This is a genomic window from Parolsenella sp. LCP21S3_E11, from assembly GCF_052118165.1.
Lineage (GTDB): Bacteria > Actinomycetota > Coriobacteriia > Coriobacteriales > Atopobiaceae > Parolsenella.
The window spans coordinates 14,978-33,330 of record NZ_JBQKHS010000002.1; the positions used below are offsets into that span (position 1 = coordinate 14,978).

Annotated in this window: 13 protein-coding genes; 2 read left to right on the forward strand and 11 right to left on the reverse strand. The window is 64.6% G+C overall.

Going from position 1 to position 18,353, the window contains the following annotated elements; genetic code table 11:
* Window positions 1-126: 126 nt before the first annotated feature.
* The 3 genes from ACTQ1Z_RS03690 to ACTQ1Z_RS03700 are packed head-to-tail and all read right to left on the reverse strand — an operon-like array spanning window position 127 to window position 4,704.
* Entirely contained in the window at window positions 127-1,977 is a 1,851-nt protein-coding gene (locus ACTQ1Z_RS03690; RefSeq protein WP_441858822.1) for an ABC transporter ATP-binding protein, read from the reverse strand.
* Complete coding sequence (locus ACTQ1Z_RS03695; RefSeq protein ID WP_441858824.1) at window positions 1,977-4,199, reverse strand: ABC transporter ATP-binding protein; 2,223 nt, start codon at window positions 4,197-4,199, stop codon at window positions 1,977-1,979. Before ACTQ1Z_RS03695 ends, ACTQ1Z_RS03690 begins: the two co-directional genes overlap by 1 nt.
* A 13-nt stretch (window positions 4,200-4,212) precedes the next feature.
* On the reverse strand, window positions 4,213-4,704 hold the full coding sequence (locus ACTQ1Z_RS03700) for a MarR family winged helix-turn-helix transcriptional regulator (RefSeq protein WP_441858826.1): 492 nt from the start codon (window positions 4,702-4,704) through the stop codon (window positions 4,213-4,215).
* A 222-nt stretch (window positions 4,705-4,926) separates the two neighbouring features.
* Between ACTQ1Z_RS03700 and rpmB the strand changes: the two genes are divergently transcribed.
* Window positions 4,927-5,115: a 50S ribosomal protein L28 gene (rpmB, locus tag ACTQ1Z_RS03705; protein WP_293813977.1), complete on the forward strand. Its 189-nt coding sequence runs from the start codon at window positions 4,927-4,929 to the stop codon at window positions 5,113-5,115.
* Between the two features lie 213 nt (window positions 5,116-5,328).
* Here rpmB and ACTQ1Z_RS03710 read toward each other — a convergent pair whose 3' ends face one another.
* Together ACTQ1Z_RS03710 and ACTQ1Z_RS03715 are read right to left on the reverse strand one after the other, a co-directional pair.
* Window positions 5,329-6,009, reverse strand: coding sequence for a thiamine diphosphokinase (locus tag ACTQ1Z_RS03710; RefSeq protein WP_441858829.1), 681 nt, complete (start codon window positions 6,007-6,009; stop codon window positions 5,329-5,331).
* Window positions 6,010-6,014: 5 nt separating this feature from the next.
* Window positions 6,015-6,719 (reverse strand): HAD family hydrolase, encoded by a 705-nt coding sequence (locus ACTQ1Z_RS03715; RefSeq protein WP_441858831.1) that lies wholly within the window; start codon window positions 6,717-6,719, stop codon window positions 6,015-6,017.
* A 246-nt stretch (window positions 6,720-6,965) separates the two neighbouring features.
* On the opposite strand from ACTQ1Z_RS03715, the gene ACTQ1Z_RS03720 reads away from it, so the two are divergent.
* Window positions 6,966-7,220 (forward strand): FmdB family zinc ribbon protein, encoded by a 255-nt coding sequence (locus tag ACTQ1Z_RS03720; RefSeq protein WP_343004976.1) that lies wholly within the window; start codon window positions 6,966-6,968, stop codon window positions 7,218-7,220.
* 146 nt (window positions 7,221-7,366) lie between these two features.
* Here ACTQ1Z_RS03720 and ACTQ1Z_RS03725 read toward each other — a convergent pair whose 3' ends face one another.
* The 6 genes from ACTQ1Z_RS03725 to ACTQ1Z_RS03750 all read right to left on the reverse strand — a co-directional run bounded on the left by ACTQ1Z_RS03725 (window position 7,367) and on the right by ACTQ1Z_RS03750 (window position 17,951).
* Entirely contained in the window at window positions 7,367-8,806 is a 1,440-nt protein-coding gene (locus ACTQ1Z_RS03725; RefSeq protein ID WP_441858834.1) for an RsmB/NOP family class I SAM-dependent RNA methyltransferase, read from the reverse strand.
* Window positions 8,807-9,724 (reverse strand): methionyl-tRNA formyltransferase, encoded by a 918-nt coding sequence (gene fmt / locus ACTQ1Z_RS03730; protein ID WP_441858836.1) that lies wholly within the window; start codon window positions 9,722-9,724, stop codon window positions 8,807-8,809.
* 58 nt (window positions 9,725-9,782) lie between these two features.
* A complete protein-coding gene (def, locus tag ACTQ1Z_RS03735; protein WP_441858838.1) occupies window positions 9,783-10,334 on the reverse strand; it encodes a peptide deformylase in 552 nt (183 codons plus the stop codon).
* 158 nt (window positions 10,335-10,492) lie between these two features.
* A complete protein-coding gene (priA, locus tag ACTQ1Z_RS03740) occupies window positions 10,493-12,802 on the reverse strand; it encodes a replication restart helicase PriA (RefSeq protein ID WP_441858840.1) in 2,310 nt (769 codons plus the stop codon).
* Between the two features lie 167 nt (window positions 12,803-12,969).
* Window positions 12,970-15,252, reverse strand: coding sequence for a YhgE/Pip family protein (locus ACTQ1Z_RS03745; protein ID WP_441858842.1), 2,283 nt, complete (start codon window positions 15,250-15,252; stop codon window positions 12,970-12,972).
* Window positions 15,252-17,951, reverse strand: a complete 2,700-nt coding sequence (locus ACTQ1Z_RS03750) for a YhgE/Pip family protein (RefSeq protein WP_441858844.1) — start codon at window positions 17,949-17,951, stop codon at window positions 15,252-15,254. Before ACTQ1Z_RS03750 ends, ACTQ1Z_RS03745 begins: the two co-directional genes overlap by 1 nt.
* Window positions 17,952-18,353 lie beyond the last annotated feature (402 nt).

The window sequence follows — 18,353 nt, forward strand, 5'->3', positions numbered from 1 at the left end:
AGGCCGCGGCCGCCTTCCGACCGGCCGCCTCCGCCCCATGGCTCCCAAGGCAAAAGGGCCTGACCCCGGAGACGCTCCGGAATCAGGCCCTTAGACGAGTGCGCTCCCCTGCCCGGGGCGGCACCCCTACTCCTCGAACTGGGAGTTATAGAGCTCCGCGTAGAAGCCGTTCTTAGCGAGCAGCTCCTCGTGCGAGCCGCGCTCCACGATGTCGCCGTCACGAAGGACGAGGATCGTGTCCGCGCCCTTGATCGTCGAGAGTCTGTGGGCGATCACGAAGCTCGTGCGACCCTGCATGAGCGCGTCCATCGCCTGCTGGATGCGGACCTCGGTGCGCGTGTCGACGTTCGAGGTCGCCTCGTCAAGGATGAGGGCGGGCCTGTCAGCGAGGAACGCGCGGGCGATCGTCACGAGCTGGCGCTGGCCCTGGGAGAGGTTCGTGCCCTCCTCGTTGATCATGAAATCATAGCCACCGGCGAGAGTGTGGATGAAATGGTCGCAGCGGGCCGCACGGGCGGCAGCCTCCACCTCGGCATCCGTGGCGTCGGGACGGCCATAGCGGATGTTCTCGCGGATCGTGCCGTTGAACAGCCACGTGTCCTGAAGCACCATTGCGAACTGCTCGCGAAGCGCAGCGCGGTTCCAGTCGCGGACGTCGACGCCGTCGACGCGCAGGCTGCCGCCGTCGACGTCATAGAAGCGCTGGAGTAGCTTGATGAGCGTGGTCTTGCCGGCGCCCGTGGGACCCACGATGGCCACGGTCTGGCCCGGCTCGGCCGTGCAGGAGAAGTCGTGGATGATGGTCTTCTCGGGGTCATAGCCAAACTTGACGTGGTCGAACTCGACGAGGCCGTCGCTCTTCTCGGGAATCTGGGGGTCGGCGGCAAGATCCTCCTCGGGAGCAGCGAGGAACTCGAAGACGCGCTCGGTGGCGGCGGCCATTGACTGCATCGTGTTGCTCACGTTCGCGAGCTGCTGCACGGGCTGCGTGAAGTTGCGCACGTACTGGATGAAACTCTGGATGTCGCCGGGGGTGGCGCTTCCGGTGAGCGCGAGCTGTGCGCCCACGACGACCACGGCCACGTAGCCAGCGTTACTCACGAGGCTCATCAGCGGGATCATGAGGCCGGAGAGGAACTGCGAGCGCCAGCCGGAGATGAACAGGCGGTCGTTCTTCTCGTCGAACTCCCTCACGGCGGCGTCGGCGCGGTCGAACACCTGGATGACGTTCTGGCCGGCGAAGTCCTCCTCGATGATGCCGTTGACGGCGCCAAGGACCTGCTGCTGCTCGCGGAAGTAGGGCTGCGAGAAGTGCATCATGACGCCCATGATGACCACGGCGGCGGGAAGCGTCACCACGACGACGCCCGTAAGCGGCAGGCTGATCGAAAGCATCATCACGAGCACGCCGACGATCTGGGTGAGCGAGGTGATGAGCTGCGTCACGGACTGGTTAAGGCTCTGGCCAAGCGTGTCGACGTCGTTCGTGATGCGGGAGAGCACGTCGCCCTTGCTGTGGCCGTTGAAGTAGCTCATCGGCACGACGGCGATCTTCTCGGCGATCTCCTTGCGCATGCGGTAGCAGATCTTCTGCGTGACGCCCGTCATGAGCCAGCCCTGGATGAGGTTGCAGACGGAACTCGCGAGGTAGAGGCCGAGTAGGAGCAAGAGCGTCTTGCCGATCCAGTCGAAGTCGACCGCACCGGTGCCCTGGACCTTGGCGACGAGGCCCTCATAGAGCTTGGTCGTCACCTTGCCGAGGACCTTCGGGCCCACGATGTTGAAGATGACCGAGCACATCGCGAACACGATGGCGAAGAACACGGCGACCTTGTGCCTGCCGACGTACCCGAGCAGCTTGCGGATGGTGCCCTTGAAGTCCTTAGGCTTCTCGCCGCGACCCATGGGCCCGCGACCGCCCATCGGCCCGCGCTGGCGCCTGGCCGGGGCCTGGGTCTTGTTCGTCTCGTCTGCCATTAGCACTCGCCTCCCTTCATGACCGCCGCAATCTCCTCGTCGGTGAGGCCGAGTTCGGCGGAGGACAGCTGTGACTGTGCAATCTCGAGGTAGGTGGGGCAGCTGCGGAGGAGCTCCTCGTGCGTGCCCTGCCCGACGACGCGACCGTCGTCGAGAACGATGATCTGCGTGGCGCGCATGATCGTGGCGATGCGCTGGGCGACCACGACCACGGCGGAGTCGGACGCGGAGGTCGCGAGGGCCTCGCGCAGCTTCGCGTCGGTCTTGTAGTCGAGCGCGGAGAAGGAGTCGTCGAAGACCATGACCTCGGGGCGCTTGGCGAGGGCGCGCGCGATGGCGAGGCGCTGGCGCTGGCCGCCGGAGACGTTGGTGCCGCCCTGGGAGATTTCGGACTCGTAGCCGCCCTCGCGGCCCTCGATGAACTCGGTGGCCTGGGCGATGCTCGCAGCGGCACGCATGTCGTCGTCGCCTACGGTGTCACCCGCGAACTTGAGGTTCGTCTCGATGGTGCCGGAGAAAAGCATGCCCTGCTGCGGCACGTAGCCGATGCGGCGGCGGAGCTCGGAGAGGGGCATGTCGCGAACGTCGATGCCGTCGAGCGTGACCGTGCCCTCCGTCGCGTCGTACAGGCGCGGGATGAGCTGGGCGATCGTCGACTTGCCGGAGCCGGTGGCGCCGATGATGCCAAGCGTCTCGCCCGCACGGACGGTGAAGTTGACGCCCGTGACGACGCTCTCGTCGCCATCCGGGTAGCTGAAGGAGACGTCACGGAACTCGAGCTGAGCGCGCGGACCGTCAGCCGCGGGGAGCTGCGGGCGCTCGGGCTCCTTGATCGAGCTCTCCGTGTTGAGGACGTCCTCGACGCGCTCGCAGGCGACCTCGGCACGCGGAAGCATGACGGAGACCATGGTGAGGATCATGAACGCCATGACGATCTGCATCGTGTAGGAGATGAACGCCATCATGTCGCCCACCTGCATGACGCCGTCGTTGATGCCGTGGGAGCCCGCCCACACGATCAGCACGGTGATGCAGTTCATGACGAACATCATGAGCGGCATCATGAAGCTCATGGCGCGGTTGGTGAACAGCTGCGTCTTCATGAGGTCGGTGCTAGCGTCGTCGAAGCGGGCGAGCTCGTGGTCCTGGCGACCAAAGGCGCGGATCGGCATGATGCCGTCGAGCATCTCACGAGCAACGAGGTTCACGCGGTCGACGTACTGCTGCATCTTCTTGAACTTGGGCATGGTGAGGCCCATGAGGACGCCGACGACCGCGGACACGGCCACGACGGCAACGCCGATGGTCCACTCGAGGCCCGTCTGGGTGGCGAAGACGCGCATGAGGGCCACGACGCCCATAATCGGCGCCATCATCACCATACGAATGACGAGCGTGGTCGCCATCTGGATCTGCTGGATGTCGTTCGTGCAGCGCGTGATGAGCGAGGCCTGGCTGAACTTGCCTACCTCGGCCGGAGAGAATCGCATGACGCTCTCGAAGGTCTTGCGACGCAGGTCGCGCGCGATGGTGCAGGCGGTGTGCGAGGCCACGGCGCCGGTGAGGATCGTGGCGACGAGGCTCACGGCGCACAGGCCGAACATCTTTGCCGTCATGGACGCGAGGTAGGAGTTCTGGACGTCCGACAGGCTGATGCCCTGGGCCTCGTACTCCTGACCAACGAACGAGATAGCGCGCTGGCGCACGATCGAGCCGCCCATGGAGCCCATCTGGTCAGCCATGGACTCGGCGCCGGAGACGAGCTGGTCCCTGTCGAGCATGCCCATGGAGACGGCCTTGCGGATGTCGTCCATGGTGACGGTCCCCTGGATGGGTGCGCCGGTGGCGGAGGCGTCGATGCCCTGCTCGAGCGCGAGGGTCACGGTCTCCGGCAGGCTCATGATGCTCGCGAGCTCGCCCTCCTCCGAGCGGGCCTCGTCAGTGCCCACGTAGGCGCGGACGCCCTCGGCGTCAGACTCGCCATAGGCCGCCTCGACGGTGGCGGCGTCCTCGTCGCTCATGAACAGCTCGAGGTCCGCGAGGGTCTGTTCGCGGATGGTGGCGGGCACGGCGCTCTCGATGCCGCCCTGCTGGATGCCCACGTCGACGATCTCGCTCATGTACGTGGGCAACGTGAGGTCTGCGTTGCAGCTGATGATGATTAGCGCGACGGCGCACACAAGCGCCAGGATGTGCTTCTTGAATAGCTTGATGATCCTCACGTCACTCCCCTCTCTATTCCCCCTGCGCGGACGACGTGATGTGGACCTGACGGCCCTCGCACTTGCGCGCCTCCATGACCTCGGCCACGCGATTAATGACGCGGACGAGGTCTCGGGCGTCATCCTCGCCCAGCTCTCTCAGGAAATCCGCGACCATCTCGACGCCCTCGTCGCGGATCTTGTCCGCCGCGATGCGCCCCGCGTCCGTGATGGTTACGACAACGCGGCGCTTGTCCTTCGCGGCACCAGCTCGCGTAACGAGGCCACGCTCCTCGAGCGCGCGCAGGATGTTCGCGACGCGCGCGTCCGAGACGCCCATACGGTTCGCAAGCTCACCCGGCGAAAGCGCTCCGCCGGAGATGATCAGCTCGCGCAGGACGACGGGCATGCCGCGGAGCTTCTGGTCGATGCTCCGGCCTGACCTTAGGCGAGACATCAGGAAGCCGGCGCGGATAAGTTGGTTCGCGTAGGCTTCGAACGCCCCGGTGGGCGATTCAGCGCTCATTCCCTGACCCCCTACTACCTTCTAGTGTTAGTTTCTAACGTTAGGCAATATATCCACATCGGACTTTGGGGGTTGCGTAACCCACAAATTGGGGTAGACTTCACAGCACGGACACAACATCTCGACGAAACTCGCTTGCGCGAGCCGTCTCGTGTGCTATCCTTATCCAGCTATGTGTCGAGGGCGGCTGCACCACGCGCCGCTTAATGGAGGTTTACAACAATGTCTAAGGTTTGCGCCATTTGCGGCAAGCACGCTGTCGCCGGCCGTTCGATCAGCCACTCGCACCGCGTCACCAACCGTAAGTTCCGTCCGAACATCCAGCACGTCACCGTTGTCATCAACGGCCACAAGCAGAAGATGAACGTCTGCTCCACGTGCCTCAAGTCCGGCAAGGTTGCCCGCTCCTAGTAGGGGCTGTCGCTTCTTCAGCGACAACATAAGCAAGATCAAAGGGAGTCGTCTTCGGACGGCTCCCTTTTTTGTGATTAGCACGGTCGTAGGCTGGCGTGTCTCTGCGCTGGCATTGGCAGGAGCTGCATTCTGCGCACTCGTCAACATCCGCTGCCACGTTCTACGCATTCGCCAGAGCTCGCCGTCACGCGTCGCATGCCGGTAGCGCTCTTAGCTTATGAGGAACGCCGCGAGAACTCCCTCATGGCAGGTCACGCACGCATCAGCGGCATCAACGACGTTGGAGATTCCGCGATCGCGCAGGGCGTCGACACGGAAGTGGTCGAGCTCCCAGCGCAGCCCCATCTCGGACACGCAGGTGTCGTCCGCAAGGGCCACGAAAGAGAAGTGGTGCCCGAGGGCTCCTTCCCCCAGCTCCCAGGTAGTAGCACCCACGGGCGCGAGGATGCGACACTCGAACTCGTCCTCGACAAGACGCGGCGCGAGGTCCGCGTTCTTCGTGAGCACACCAAACACGGCCAGGGTATGGTCCATACGCCCGGCGCTCGCACACGTCACTGTGACCTCGAGGGCCTCGCCCCTCTCGGCGGCGAGCTCACGCGCGCACGAAAAACCGAGCGAGAGGTCCGTGTCATCCTTCGCGGGAGGAAAGAGACGGATGGGCATCTCGTCCTCGCCCTCACGCCGGCGCGCCTGGTCACGGACCCACGCGAGGCCATCGGCGCTCACGGTGTCGGCGTCACCACAGAAGGCGCCGGGGACGACGCCGGCAGCGCGACAGGCATCGGCACCTCGGTCGACGGCAAGCACCAGGTCACTCTCGGCAGAAAGGCGAGAGACGAGGGCAGACGAGCTGGGAGCGGGCGAGCCTGCGACGAGAAGCACGCGCATCGTGCCTACGCCTCCTCGGGTAAGGGCCTACGCGAGGCGTCGTCGAAGGCGCGGATCGCCTCGAGCGAGACGGACTCATAGTTCTCGGAATAGATGTCCGACCACGCACGGATGAACTCGGGGTCGCGGCCATCGTGGTCATTGTGGATGCCCGCGACGTGGAAGCCGGCGCGGCGAGACGCGCGCACGGCGAAGGGCGCGTCCTCGAAGACCCAAGTCTCCTCGAGGGGCGTGCCGAGGCGAGACAGAGCCTCGAGATAGACGTCCGGGAAGTCCTTGTCGCGGCCGTCGCGGACCTCGGCCGTGCAGATGATGTCGATGAAATACTTATCGAAACCGAAATGCGCGAGTACGTGGCGCAGGACACTCGAGGTGGTAGAGCTGGCCACAATCATAGGAATGCCTTCAGCGGCAAGACTTTCAACGAAGGCACGCGCACCTGGCATTTCCTTGACGTTCGTAACGTAATCGTTGAGAACGACGGAATGAATGTGGTCGAGAACTTCCTGGGAGCTCGCTCCGGCACCGTAATCCTCGTGGAGCATCTCGCTCGTATGCGGAAGAGTGGCCGCCTCGATCTGCGCGATAAGCTCGGGCGTGGGATCAATGCCGTAAGACTCGACAAGACGAGCAAAGACGCTGTTCCACATGCACATAGAATCAAGCAACGTGCCATCGCAGTCGAAGATAGCGCCAGAAATCTTAGCCATAAGTACCCCTCATACCGGGGCAACAAGGCCCCTCCGCGGATTCTTCCACGGAAATGATACCAGCCGAGCGCTACGGACGCGGAGACTCGGCCATCATATAAAAGTATGGTTATCTTAGGGATGAAACTACCTGCGAAATTGGGTAAAGTACCTTTTGCGGCCTTAGGGCCGTATTTCTATATGATGACGCGCGAGAGCGCTGACGATGGTCGCCACGTGGGCGGCCCAGACACGGAGGTTCTTCAGATGGCTCGTTACGACTACCGATGCTCGGATTGCGGCAACGTCTTCGAGGTCGTGCACTCCATGTCCGAGCACCCCGCTATCACGTGCCCCAAGTGCGGCGCTCCGTGTGAGCGCGTCTTCAAGCCCGCATTAATTTCCTTCAAGGGCACTGGCTTCTACAACACCGACCAGCGCGGCGGCGGTTCCTCGACGAGCGCCACCTCTGGTGGCTGCGGCGGCTGCTCCGGCGGCGACTGCTCGAGCTGCTCCAAATAGCGCCAGCTGACGTCGCCGGACGGCGGCGCACACATACGATGGCATACAAGCGGGGCCCACGTTGACGCGTGGTCCCCGCTTTTCTGTCTCGACGGCGCGCGAGGCTCGCGAACGCCACGCGGCCTCGTACCACCGACGCTTCCCGACTATGACTCGCGGATCAGCCTCGCGAAGAAGTGGCCGTCGAAAGCGTCGTGGATGGGAGTCGACTGGAACTCGCCGCGCTCGTTGAGGTTGCGCTCGAACGGCGCGCGAGACCCCTCGTCGAGCGCCGCCACGGCGGGCGCCGTGAGGATGTCGCCACGCACGAAGCCGTGACCCTCCTCGCTCGCGAGGAAGCGCTCCACGACGCAGGAGTTCTCCTCCGGAAGGACCGAGCACGTGGCATAGACGAGGGAGCCACCCACGGCCACGCGGGAAGCGGCGGCGCGAAGCAGCCTCAGCTGCAGGCTGGGCAGGGAATCCACATTCTCAGGATCGACGATCGCCTGCTCAAGCGCCCAAGCAGTTTCGGGATGGCGACGCATGGTACCCGTACCGGAGCAGGGTGCGTCGACGAGGACGGAGTCAAACTGGCAACGAAGCGCCTCGGGAAGATCGTCTTCGTCGGCAAGGCGCGTACCGTCGAATTCGACACAAGAAACGACGTCCGAAAGGCCGGCGCTCTCCATGCGAGCAGCGGAAAGCCGTGCCTTCGACGCGACCAGTTCGCAACCGACGATGTGCGCCCCTCCGCCAAGCTGAGAGGCCAGGCTCGCAAGAAACAGGGACTTCGTGCCACGGCCCTGCCCCACCTCAAGCACGCGGCCGGCCCCAGCCGCGACTCGACAGCACATCTGCGCCGCCATATCAGCGGCAACGACGTCACACGTGCCGAGCAGGCCGTTCTTCGAGAGGCCTGCAGGCATACCCAGGCGCCAGCAACCGGGAAGCTCGGTGGCGGCAGGCTCCAGACCGGCCTTGCCGAGAAGTCCCTCGACTCCCTCGACACCGACCTTGCCGGCTGCTGCGTAGATGGGCGCGGGCTCGAGGGCGCACGCGCACATCCCGGCGGCGCGAGCCATGCCCACGGCGGCGACGAGGTGCTCGACAAGCCACTCGGGATAGCCGGAGGCAACCACGAGCTCGTCGACAGAGACGGACATGCGGGCCCCCGCGGCGACGGCGTCCGTCGCCTCGCGTGCCTCATCAACCTCAGGACGGCACTCGGCCACGCGTCTGAGCACGGCGTTCGCCATGCGTGCGGCACGCGGCTGCACTCCCCTCACGAGCTCGACGCCCTGGCTCACGGCGACCTGCCGCGGCGTGTCGAGATAGAGCAGCTCGAACGAGGCAAGGCGGAGGGCGTCCCTCACGCGTGGCTCAAGCGAGCCGGGACGAGAGGCAAACGAATCGATACGGCGATCGAGCTCTCCGGAGGCGACGTTCACGCCAAGCACGAGCCTTGTGGCCAAAGCACGGCCTTTACGCCCGAGCGTCTCCATCTCGCGCGCTCCACGCATGAGATCACGCGCGCGGGCCCCGCGGCGGCGCTGAGCGCCAAGCAGGTGCAGGGCCGTCGTGCGAGCCGGACTTGCGACCGCCATTTACACACGCTCCCAGGCGATATCGTCTCCACGGAGACCAGCCGCCCAGGCAGACGCCTCCATCTCGCGCTTGCCGTCGGGCTTGACGGAGATGACCTCGATGGCACCATCGGCGCAACCAAGGGCGACGCGGCCATGGGAAACCTCGACCGCTCCGGCAGCGGTCCTCATGTCTTCGCAGATGGTGGCGCGCATGATGCGAACGCCCTTACCTGCGACGGCACAACGCGCGGGAGCGGCGTCCGAGGAGGCCTGAACGCGGCGGGCGTTCTCGAGGGCGTCATCCGCCGGATCAAGCTTCATCTCGGCCTTCTCGATCTTGTGCGCGTAGGTGACGAGGGATTCGTCCTGCTCGGCCCACGTGACCGTACCAGCCTCGATCTCGCGGAGGGACTCGATGAGAGCATCCGCACCGAGCTCGCCAATCTTGGCCATGAGCTCGGCGGAGGTCATGTCACCGACCTCGCAGGAGGCCTGCGCGCAATAGGCGCCGGCGTCGAGGGCGGAAACGACCCGCATGATCGAGACGCCCGCGCGCTCGTCTCCGGCGAGAATCGCACGCTGTACGGGGGCGGCGCCGCGCCAGCGAGGAAGAAGGGACGCGTGCACGTTCACGCAGCCGAGAGGCGCCATCTCGAGGACGGCGTCCGGAAGGATGCAGCCATACGCGGCGACGCAGATGATATCAGCGCTCACGGCACGCATAGCATCCAAGACCTCGGGCGTCATGCGATTGGCTTCGATTACCTCGATGCCACGAGAGACGGCCTCCGCCTTGACGGGACTGGGCTCGAGGCGCTTGCCTCTGCCACGAACGGCATCGGGCCTCGTGATGACGAGGGCGACCTCGAAGGCATCCGCGAGGGCGCAAAGAGACGGGACGGCAAAATCGGGCGTGCCCATGAAGATAACGCGCATATCGGCCTCCCTAGAAGGGAACTGGTCTAAAGGATGGAAGGAGCAAGCGACGCGCCTGCTACTCCGCGGAGGTCTCGCCAGGACGCGCGCCGCCGGAGATGGCAGCTTCGCAGTCATGCAGGGCCTTGACGCGCTCGAGCAGCGAGAGATGGTCGACCATCGTCACGCCGTTCAGGTGGTCGATCTCGTGCTGGAGGCAGACGGCGAGGAGGTTGTTCTCGGCCTCATACTGAAGAAGGTCGCCGTCGAGATCCGTCGCGTGGACGATGACATGGCTCGGACGCTCGATGTCCACTGAGATACCGGGGAACGAGAGGCAGCCCTCGGCGAAGAGGCGCGGATCGCCGTCTGCAGTGACGATCTTGGGGTTAATCAGCACGTAGGGATTGCGGCTGGATGAATCGCCCGGCACATAGTCCACATCGATGACGACGAGGCGAACGAGCTCGCCAATCTGGGGCGCGGCGAGACCGCAACCGTCGGCGTCATACATGACGTCAAGCATGTGCTTGGCAAGCTTGCGGACGGAGTCGTCGATCTTCTCGATGGGCGCGCACATCTCGGAGAGGCGCGGATCTGGGGTCAGGACGATGTCTTCGGATGCGCTCATGATGCTCCTTCTCGGCTGCCGTGAGTTTTCGCAAGAGACCATGATACCAGCAGGAATGCGCTCGAAAAGCCGCGTGGGCGCGTCCTCACGCGATAGCCACGCGATGGGTGACGGGCAACGAGCGCAGTCGGCCAGACCGCACGCGCGTCGCCCGACCTCTACATCATGTCGTACGCGTCGACGTCAATCGCAAGCGACACGTCTCGACGCGCCGGGAGCCGCGAGGCCGCCGCCGCAAGGATAGAGCCGGGCTCGGCACCCACCGGGCACTTGAGCACGATATGACGCCTGAAGCGATCCTTGACGCGAGCGCGCACGCACTCCGCGGGGCCAAGAACCTCCCATTCGCCGTCGAGGTCGAGCACGGCCTCGCGCACATAGCGAGCAAGCTCGTCGGTGCGCTCGCGCACGAGGCGCTCGCTTTTGCCGGAGACGGTCACGTTGCACACGCGTGAGAAGGGCGGGTAGTACGCCTCCTCACGCTGCCCCAGCTCATAGCCCTCGAACTTCGAGCGGTCATGCCTGGCCACGGCAGCGATTGCGGGGTGCGTCGCCCAGTACGTCTGGATGACGACCTCGCCGCGCCGGCCCCCCCTGCCCGCGCGCCCGGCAACCTGCTCGAGCAGGTCATACGTACGCTCGCCGGCGCGGAAGTCCGGCAGCTTGAGCGTCGTGTCCGCATTGACCACGCCCACGAGCGTGACCTCGGGAAAGTCGAGGCCCTTCGCGATCATCTGCGTGCCCACGAGCACGGCGCACTCGCTCGCGTCGAACTCCTCGAGCAGACGCGTGTGAGCGCCCTTCGTCGAGGTGGTGTCCGCGTCCATGCGGATGACGTCGACCCCCTGCCCCGCAAGAAGCATGTTGAGCTCGTCCTCGACGCGCTGGGTGCCGAGGCCAAACTGCGCAAGGTAGCGGCTTCCGCAGTTGGGGCACTTGGTCGAGAGGTCCGGATAGGCCCGCACGGGCCAGGAGCGGCCACAGCTGTGACACATGAGGCTATGCGTGCGCTCGTGGTACGTGAGCGCCGTCGAGCAGTGCTCGCAGGTGGGGACACAGCCGCACTCGCGGCACATGAGGAAACTCGCGAAGCCGCGCCGGTTGAGCAGCAAGACCGCCTTCTCGCGGCGCTTCGCCACGCCGAGAAGGGCCTCCGAGAGGACCGTCGAGAAGACCGAGCCGTTCTTCGCCGCGAACTGCTGGCGCATATCCACCACGCGGACCTCGGGCAGGATGGCGCCGCCCGGACGCTCGGGCATCTCAACGCGCGTCCAGCGAGACCCGCGCCACGAGCCGACACGGCAACGCTCGAGGCTCTCGAGCGAGGGCGTGGCGCTGCCGAGCACGAGCGCCGCGCTACGCTCGCGAGCGAGCCTCGCCGCGACGTCACGCGCGTGATAACGCGGAGCCTGGTCCTGCTTGTAGGAACCCTCGTGCTCCTCGTCCACGATAATGAGGCCCACGTTCGCGAGAGGCGCGAACAGGGCAGAGCGTGCGCCAACCACGACGTGCGCGGCACCTGTGCGGACCATGTCCCACTGGTCGAAGCGCTCGCCGGTCGAAAGTCGGGAGTGGAGGATGGCCACATCGTCGCCGAAGCGACTTCTGAAGCGGCCAACCGTCTGGGCCGTGAGCGAAATCTCCGGCACGAGGACGATGGCGCCTCTCCCCTGCGCACGGACGCGTTCGATGGCGTCGAGATAGACCTCCGTCTTGCCAGATCCCGTGACGCCGTCGACAAGGACCACGTCGCCCGCACACGCCTCAGTCGCGCGAGCAATGGCGTCAAGCGCGGAGACCTGCCCGGCCGTGAGGCGCTCGGGCCTGGGCGCGGAGGCGCTCGAGAGGCTCGTCCCCTCGTCAGACCCGCGGACACGACGCCTGTGCTCGACGGAAACTACGCCCTTGCGCGAGAGCGACGAGACAACGCTCGAAGCCCCCGGCACGAGGGCGGAGAGCTCCGCCAGGCGCATGGGGCCCGCCACGAGTGCCGCGAGGACCTGACGCTGACGACTTGCGTTCGCGCGGGGCTCGTAGGCGCGGCCCTCCCCCGTAAGGGAGACCCAACGGTCATCGACGGCCTGGGCGCGCTCGACCACGAGCTGCCAGTCGCCGCCCTCCTCGCGCTTCACGCGCATCGTCTGGCCAGGCGGCATCATGAGGCGAAGGCACGCGGGGCGGGGTGCGGCATACTCGGCAGCCATCCACTCCGCAAGACGTGCTCCCACCTCGTCAAACGCCGGGGCTGCAAGCACGCGAGCAACGGGCAGGACGCGCTCCGGGGAGACGCCCTCGCCAGGCTGGTCTCCAACGGCAGTGACATAGCCGACGACGTCCCTATGGCCAAAGCTCACGAGCACCGTGGCGCCCACGAGGCACCGCGGCTCGAGCTCCGGAGGGATTGCGTAGTCGAAGGCGTCATCGATGGCGCGCGTCTGTATGTCCGGGACGACCTTTGCGTATCTCATGCGCCTAAGTGTAACGCCCGGATGCGCTCTCAGGGCGCATTCGGGCGTTGTCGGTCGATCAATGAAGGGGCGGCGCGGACACGCTGCGACCGCAGGTTCGACCCATCGCGGGCGTAGCCCGGCGGCGAGCACGGCCCGAGACGGTCACAGGTACGAGCGGCCCTCCCCTACATCAGCTTCGTGCTTTCGAGCTTCTCCTCGACCCACTCGTTCAGACGGATGATCGGGCGACGAAGCACGAGGCCGAGCAGGAGCGCCGGAATGAGGAAACACGCGAGCTTGCCCATGCAGATCCAGTAGTCATTGCCATAAAGACCGAACATCGCGGCACGCATGGCGTTCTCGCTGTGGACGAACGGAAGGAAGGGATACAGAGCCTGGAACGTGGCAGGGAGCATCTCCTTGGGGAAGGTGCCACCGGAACCCGCCACCTGGATGACCATGAGGACGACCGCGATGGCCTTGCCCACATCGCCAAAGCTCGCGGTAAGGGCGTAGATGATGTTCACGAACACGAAGCTCGCCAGCCACCCCACCAGGAAGAAGAGGACGGGGTTGGCGCACTGCACGCCGAGGAAGTAGAGGTCACCGGCGCAGATCAGCGCGCTCTGGAGCAGGCCGACGCCCGCAAACAGGGCAAGGCGTCCGAGATAGGCCTGGGCGTGCGAGCAGCCCGTCTCCTCAATGGCCTTCTCGCTCGCGCCCGTCTTCATGAGAGCGGCCAGAATGACGCCACCAATCCAGATGGCGAGCGTCGTGTAGAACGGCGCCATGGCGCTGCCGTTGTTCTCGATCGCATAGATCGGGTTGCGATCGACGACGACGGGGTTGGAGATGAAGTTCGCGAGCTCGTTGACATCGCCCGAGAGAATCGAGCGCACCTGGTTCATGTCATCGGACTCGAGGGCTGCCGCGAGCTTGCCGTGAAGCGCTACGAGCTTCTGGGCGGAGTCGTCGAGCACGTCGGCGGCCTGGCTCAGCGAGTCGCTAGCGCCACCGATGGAGTCCGCGGCGGAAGAGGCGGTGGTGCCGACGGCACCGAGCGTCTCGTTCAGACTCGACATGATGGAGTCGGCATCGCCGGCGGCGGAGTCGATGTTGTTGGCCAGGTCGTTGAGCGACCCCTTGAGGTTCGTCTCGTAGAAGGACTCGACGGAGGAAAGGCTGTCCTTCGCATTCGAGACGATGCCCTGGAGCTCGGCGCGGGCGGCTGCGGCGTCGGTCTTGCCCGTCTGGATGTCTCCGGCGGTCTTGCCGAGCATCTGGGCGAGCTCGCCCATCGAGGAGGCGGCGCTCTCGGCGTGTGCCTTGAGCTCGCGGGCGGAGTCCCTCGCGTCCTGGAGCGCGATCGAGGTCTTGTGGAGCGTCGAGTAGCGAATGCCGTAGAGCGGCGAATTCGGGTCGAGGGCGTTCAGCTGGGCGTCGACGGAAGACTTGGCTGCGTCCATCTTGTCAGCCGCGGCGCCAAGGCGCGACGCGAGGTCATTCAGGCGCTCCTGGTTCGTGGAGGCCACGCCCTGCGCCTTGGTGAGGGCGTCGATGAGGTCGTTCGTGGGGCCATCGGCAGCATTGAACGCGCTATCGATGGCATCGGAGACCGCGCCGATACTAGCAGAGCTCGAGGCGATGGCGTCGTTGATCGATCCCGTGGTGCCGTCGAGGGCGTTACCGAGGTCGCGGACGTTACTCGCCGCACCCGCGAGCGAGTTGCCCACGGAGAGCGCGGAAGACAGGGAGGCATCGAAGGCCGAGGAGCCGGACCCGAGCAGGCCCTGGGTGGTGTCAAGCGTGTCCGCGAAGCCGCGCATGGTCTGGGCGGTAGACGTGAGCGTCTCGGAGCTCTTCTGCACGGCGGTGTCGAGGTTGGCGGCAACCTCCGCGATCTTATCGTCATCGAGATAGTTGCCAAGCTGGTCGAGGACGCCGGCCCCGACGGTCGTCACGGTGCTCGCGAACGACTCGTCGATGTCCTTCTCGATGGCGGCGGATGCCTTGTTGGTCACGATTTGGGCGATCGCGTTGGCCTTCTCATTCTGATAGAACTTGACCTGGGCCTTGACCGGATTGTCAGAAAGGGCTGTGAGGAGATCGGCGGAGAAGTCCTCGGGGATGACGACGGCAGCGTAGTACTCGCCAGAACGAACTTCCTCGATGGCCTCGTCCTCGGAGACCACGGTATAGCCGATGGTCGTCGATTCGCGCAGGTCATTGACTACGCGATCACCGAAGTTGATCTCTATGGGCATGAGGTCGGAGGTGTAACCGAGGTCAGAGTTGGCAACGGCGACCTTCAGGTTCTTCGTGTTGCTGTACGGGTCCCAGAAGCCACCAATGTTGAACCATGCATAGAACGTCGGTACCACGATGATGCCCATGATGACGACGAGGGCGATGACGTTCCCCTTGATGTGGCGCAGGTCGCGCTTGATGAAGTCGATGATCTTGCGCATTACGCCTCGCCTCCCTTCGAGGAATCGGCATCCGAGGCATCGGAATCCTTGCGAGCAGAACGGCCCTCGAGGGCAGACACGTTAATCTCGTCCTTCTCGAGACGCATCTTGTCGAGCGGAGCGAACGCCATGAACTCCTGGCGAAGCTCGTCGTCGAGGAGGGCGAAAAGCTCCTCGCGGCTCATGTCAGTGAGCGAGAGCTTCTTGGAGACGCGCTCGTGGAAGTACTCCACCACGATAAGGAACGTGCTGATGATGATCAGCGAGAGAATCCAGAGCGTCAGCATCGCGAATTTCGCGGGCAGGACGAACATGAGAGCGAGCAGGACGAGCGGCACCCAGATGAGCGCTGCGAAGCCACGCTTGATGAGCGTGGGATACATGAGCTCGAACTTTGCGGCGCGCTCGGTGAAGGCGGCCTTGTACTCGCCGGAGTTCATGATGATCTTAATGAGCGTAGAGAGGCGGAAGGTCGCGCCCTCCATGCTCGTGCGCTCCGTGATCATGAGCTCCGTGTCCCCAAGCTTACGATCGAACAAGGCGTTGATGTTGAGCAGGTGGCGACGCGCGGTAACGCCGATGAGCAGCGCCGGAATCAGGAACACGAGAAGAACGAGCAGGTTCGTGGCGTAATAGTTGCCGTAGAAGCCCGCGATGGCCTCGCGCATGGCATTGACGCCATACGTGAACGGCAGGAACGGGTGAACGTTCTTGAAGAAGTCCGGCATCATCTCGATGGGATAGGTGCCCGAGGCACCGGGAATCTGCAGGATCACGAGCAGGACGGCAATGGCCTTGCCGATATGCTTGAAGGCCACGGATATCGAGTAAATAAACGCGACGTAGACGAAGCTCTCGACCATGCCGGCGAAGACGAACGCCACCGGGTTCAAGCACTGAATGCCGAGAAGTACGTCGCCAACGCAGCAGATAATGGCCTGAACCTGGCCCAGGAGGTTCATCAGCAGCCAGCGGCCGAAGAAGCCCTGCCACGGCTTGAACTTGCCGATGCCCTCGCCATCGACCTCGAGCTTGTAGATGGCGACGAGCACGAAGCCGCCCACCCAAAGAGCGAGGTTGGTGAAGAACGGCGCCACGCCGCTGCCGTAGTTCTCCACGGCATAGACGGGCTGGGAGACCATCTCGACGGGCGAGGCGATGAAGTCGCCCACCTGTTCCGCGTCGAGGTCAAGCGCGTCCTTGAGCATGCTGAAGGCCTCGGCGCTCTGGATGGCGGCGGTATCGGTCGCGAGCGAGCCCACGGCATCCGCGGCGGAACGAACACCGGCAGAGGTCTGGGCGATGGCGTCAGAGCTCTGAGCGAGGATGCCGTCGAGCTGGGAGAGCGTGCCGTCAGCCTGGGAGAGCATCGGGGCGAGTGCGCTGGCGGTGCCCACAAGGCGGCCACCGGCGTCGGCGAAGCCGTCGAGCGCGCTAGAGACGGCCGGGAGCGTCGTAGTGTTGAGCGTTCCCTGCATCTCGGCAAGTCCCTGGGAGGTCGCCTGCACGGCGGCGTTCACGGAATCAGAGAGGCCGGCGATCGCATCGTTGGCATTCTTGATGGCGGCGCTCTTCTCCTTGAGGGTGGCGAGCTGGCCGTCGTTCAGGTTCTTGAGCTCGTTGAGCGCAGACTCCGCGGAGGAAAGCGCGTTGAGAATCTCCTGCTTGTTGGGGGTTGAGTCATCGAGGCCGTTAATCGTGACCCACGCACGCTGGATGGAGGTCGTGAGGTCCGCGATGGTGTTGGAGTTGAGGGCACCAATGTGGTTGATCGCGCCATCGAGCTGGCCCTGGGCCCAGCCCACGTCGCCGGTGATCTGGCCGATGTCATAGTTAGCCTTGCTGGAGATGCCAGAGATGGTCGACACGCTCGTGCCAAGGGCACCGGAGAGCTGCGCGCCAAGGGCGCCCGCGTTGGCACGGGTGGTGGAGAGGGAGTCCATGGAGCTCGAGAGCGTGTTCGCGAGCGAGGCGGAGGAAGTGCTCACCTGGGAGAGCATGGAACGGGCGGAGCTAACGGCGCCACGGGCGTCAGAAATGGTGCCACCAGCGTTGTTGAGGCCATCGGCGATGCCGTTGAGCAGGCCCTGCACCTCGACCAGACTCTCGGTAGCGCTCGCGGTGGCCTCGTCGATGCCGCCAAGCAGGCTCCCGGAGAGGATGGAGAGCTTCTCGGAAACCGTCTCGCCGACGACCTGCACGAACTGGTTGGCGATCTGCGCCTCGAGGGTGGTCGCACCGGTATCGGTCACCTTGGGCGAGATGGCGTTTACCTTCTCGTTAACGTAATAGGCGATGTGCGCCTGCTCGGTGTCGCCGTCGAGAACGTCTCCCATGGAGCTGGTGAAGTCCTTCGGCAGGACGAAGGCGGCGTAGTAACGGCCGCTCTTCACGCCCTCGATCGCCTCGTCCTCGTTATCGACGATGTTCCAACCGAGCTGGTCGTTGTCCTTGAGACGCTCCTCGACCATGTCACCGGCGTTGATGTAGCCCTTGTCGCCCACCTCGGCGCCCTCGTCCTCGATGACAACAGCGATGGGGACCGTCGAGGTGTTCTCGTACGGATCCCAGTTGGCGAGAATGTTGAACCAGGCGTAGAGCGACGGGATGATGCAGACGCCGATAGCAACGATGATGGCCACAGGATTGACGAAGATGCGTTTGAGATCGCGCTTGAAGATATCGAAGGCAGTTCTCACGTGGTGACTCCCTGCAGTAGAACGTGACTTACGGTTGCGCTCGCCGGCGACGAGGCCTTGCCGGCGGTGGTGCGGGTCTTGCTGGCCGGCGATGGAGACTTGCCGGGGTGGTGCGGGTCTTGCTGGCCGGCGGTGGTGCGGGACGTTCAGCAACGCTAGGCACACTCATTTGTGTGCTTAGTAAGGAGCCAGGCTAGCCCGGCATCCACGGCTGTCCTATATACCCTCGCGATGGGGCATTATACGCACTCTAAGCAGACGATTTTACATAATTTCTGAAGTTTACAGACGTCTTTCGAACCAATACACTATCTATGCCCTGAAAGGGCGCTCGTCAAGAGGCGTCGAAGCGGCCAAACACCGCCAAGACGCGTAGAGCCGAGGGACCGAGCCCTATGACGC

What these genes read in the sequence shown, in the direction of transcription:
- ACTQ1Z_RS03690 (WP_441858822.1), bottom strand. Translation starts at nt 1,977, where the DNA reads ATGGCAGACGAGACGAACAAGACCCAGGCCCCGGCCAGGCGCCAGCGC.
- ACTQ1Z_RS03700 (WP_441858826.1), bottom strand. Translation starts at nt 4,704, where the DNA reads ATGAGCGCTGAATCGCCCACCGGGGCGTTCGAAGCCTACGCGAACCAA.
- rpmB (WP_293813977.1), top strand. Translation starts at nt 4,927, where the DNA reads ATGTCTAAGGTTTGCGCCATTTGCGGCAAGCACGCTGTCGCCGGCCGT.
- ACTQ1Z_RS03710 (WP_441858829.1), bottom strand. Translation starts at nt 6,009, where the DNA reads ATGCGCGTGCTTCTCGTCGCAGGCTCGCCCGCTCCCAGCTCGTCTGCC.
- ACTQ1Z_RS03715 (WP_441858831.1), bottom strand. Translation starts at nt 6,719, where the DNA reads ATGGCTAAGATTTCTGGCGCTATCTTCGACTGCGATGGCACGTTGCTT.
- ACTQ1Z_RS03720 (WP_343004976.1), top strand. Translation starts at nt 6,966, where the DNA reads ATGGCTCGTTACGACTACCGATGCTCGGATTGCGGCAACGTCTTCGAG.
- ACTQ1Z_RS03725 (WP_441858834.1), bottom strand. Translation starts at nt 8,806, where the DNA reads ATGGCGGTCGCAAGTCCGGCTCGCACGACGGCCCTGCACCTGCTTGGC.
- fmt (WP_441858836.1), bottom strand. Translation starts at nt 9,724, where the DNA reads ATGCGCGTTATCTTCATGGGCACGCCCGATTTTGCCGTCCCGTCTCTT.
- def (WP_441858838.1), bottom strand. Translation starts at nt 10,334, where the DNA reads ATGAGCGCATCCGAAGACATCGTCCTGACCCCAGATCCGCGCCTCTCC.
- priA (WP_441858840.1), bottom strand. Translation starts at nt 12,802, where the DNA reads ATGAGATACGCAAAGGTCGTCCCGGACATACAGACGCGCGCCATCGAT.
- ACTQ1Z_RS03745 (WP_441858842.1), bottom strand. Translation starts at nt 15,252, where the DNA reads ATGCGCAAGATCATCGACTTCATCAAGCGCGACCTGCGCCACATCAAG.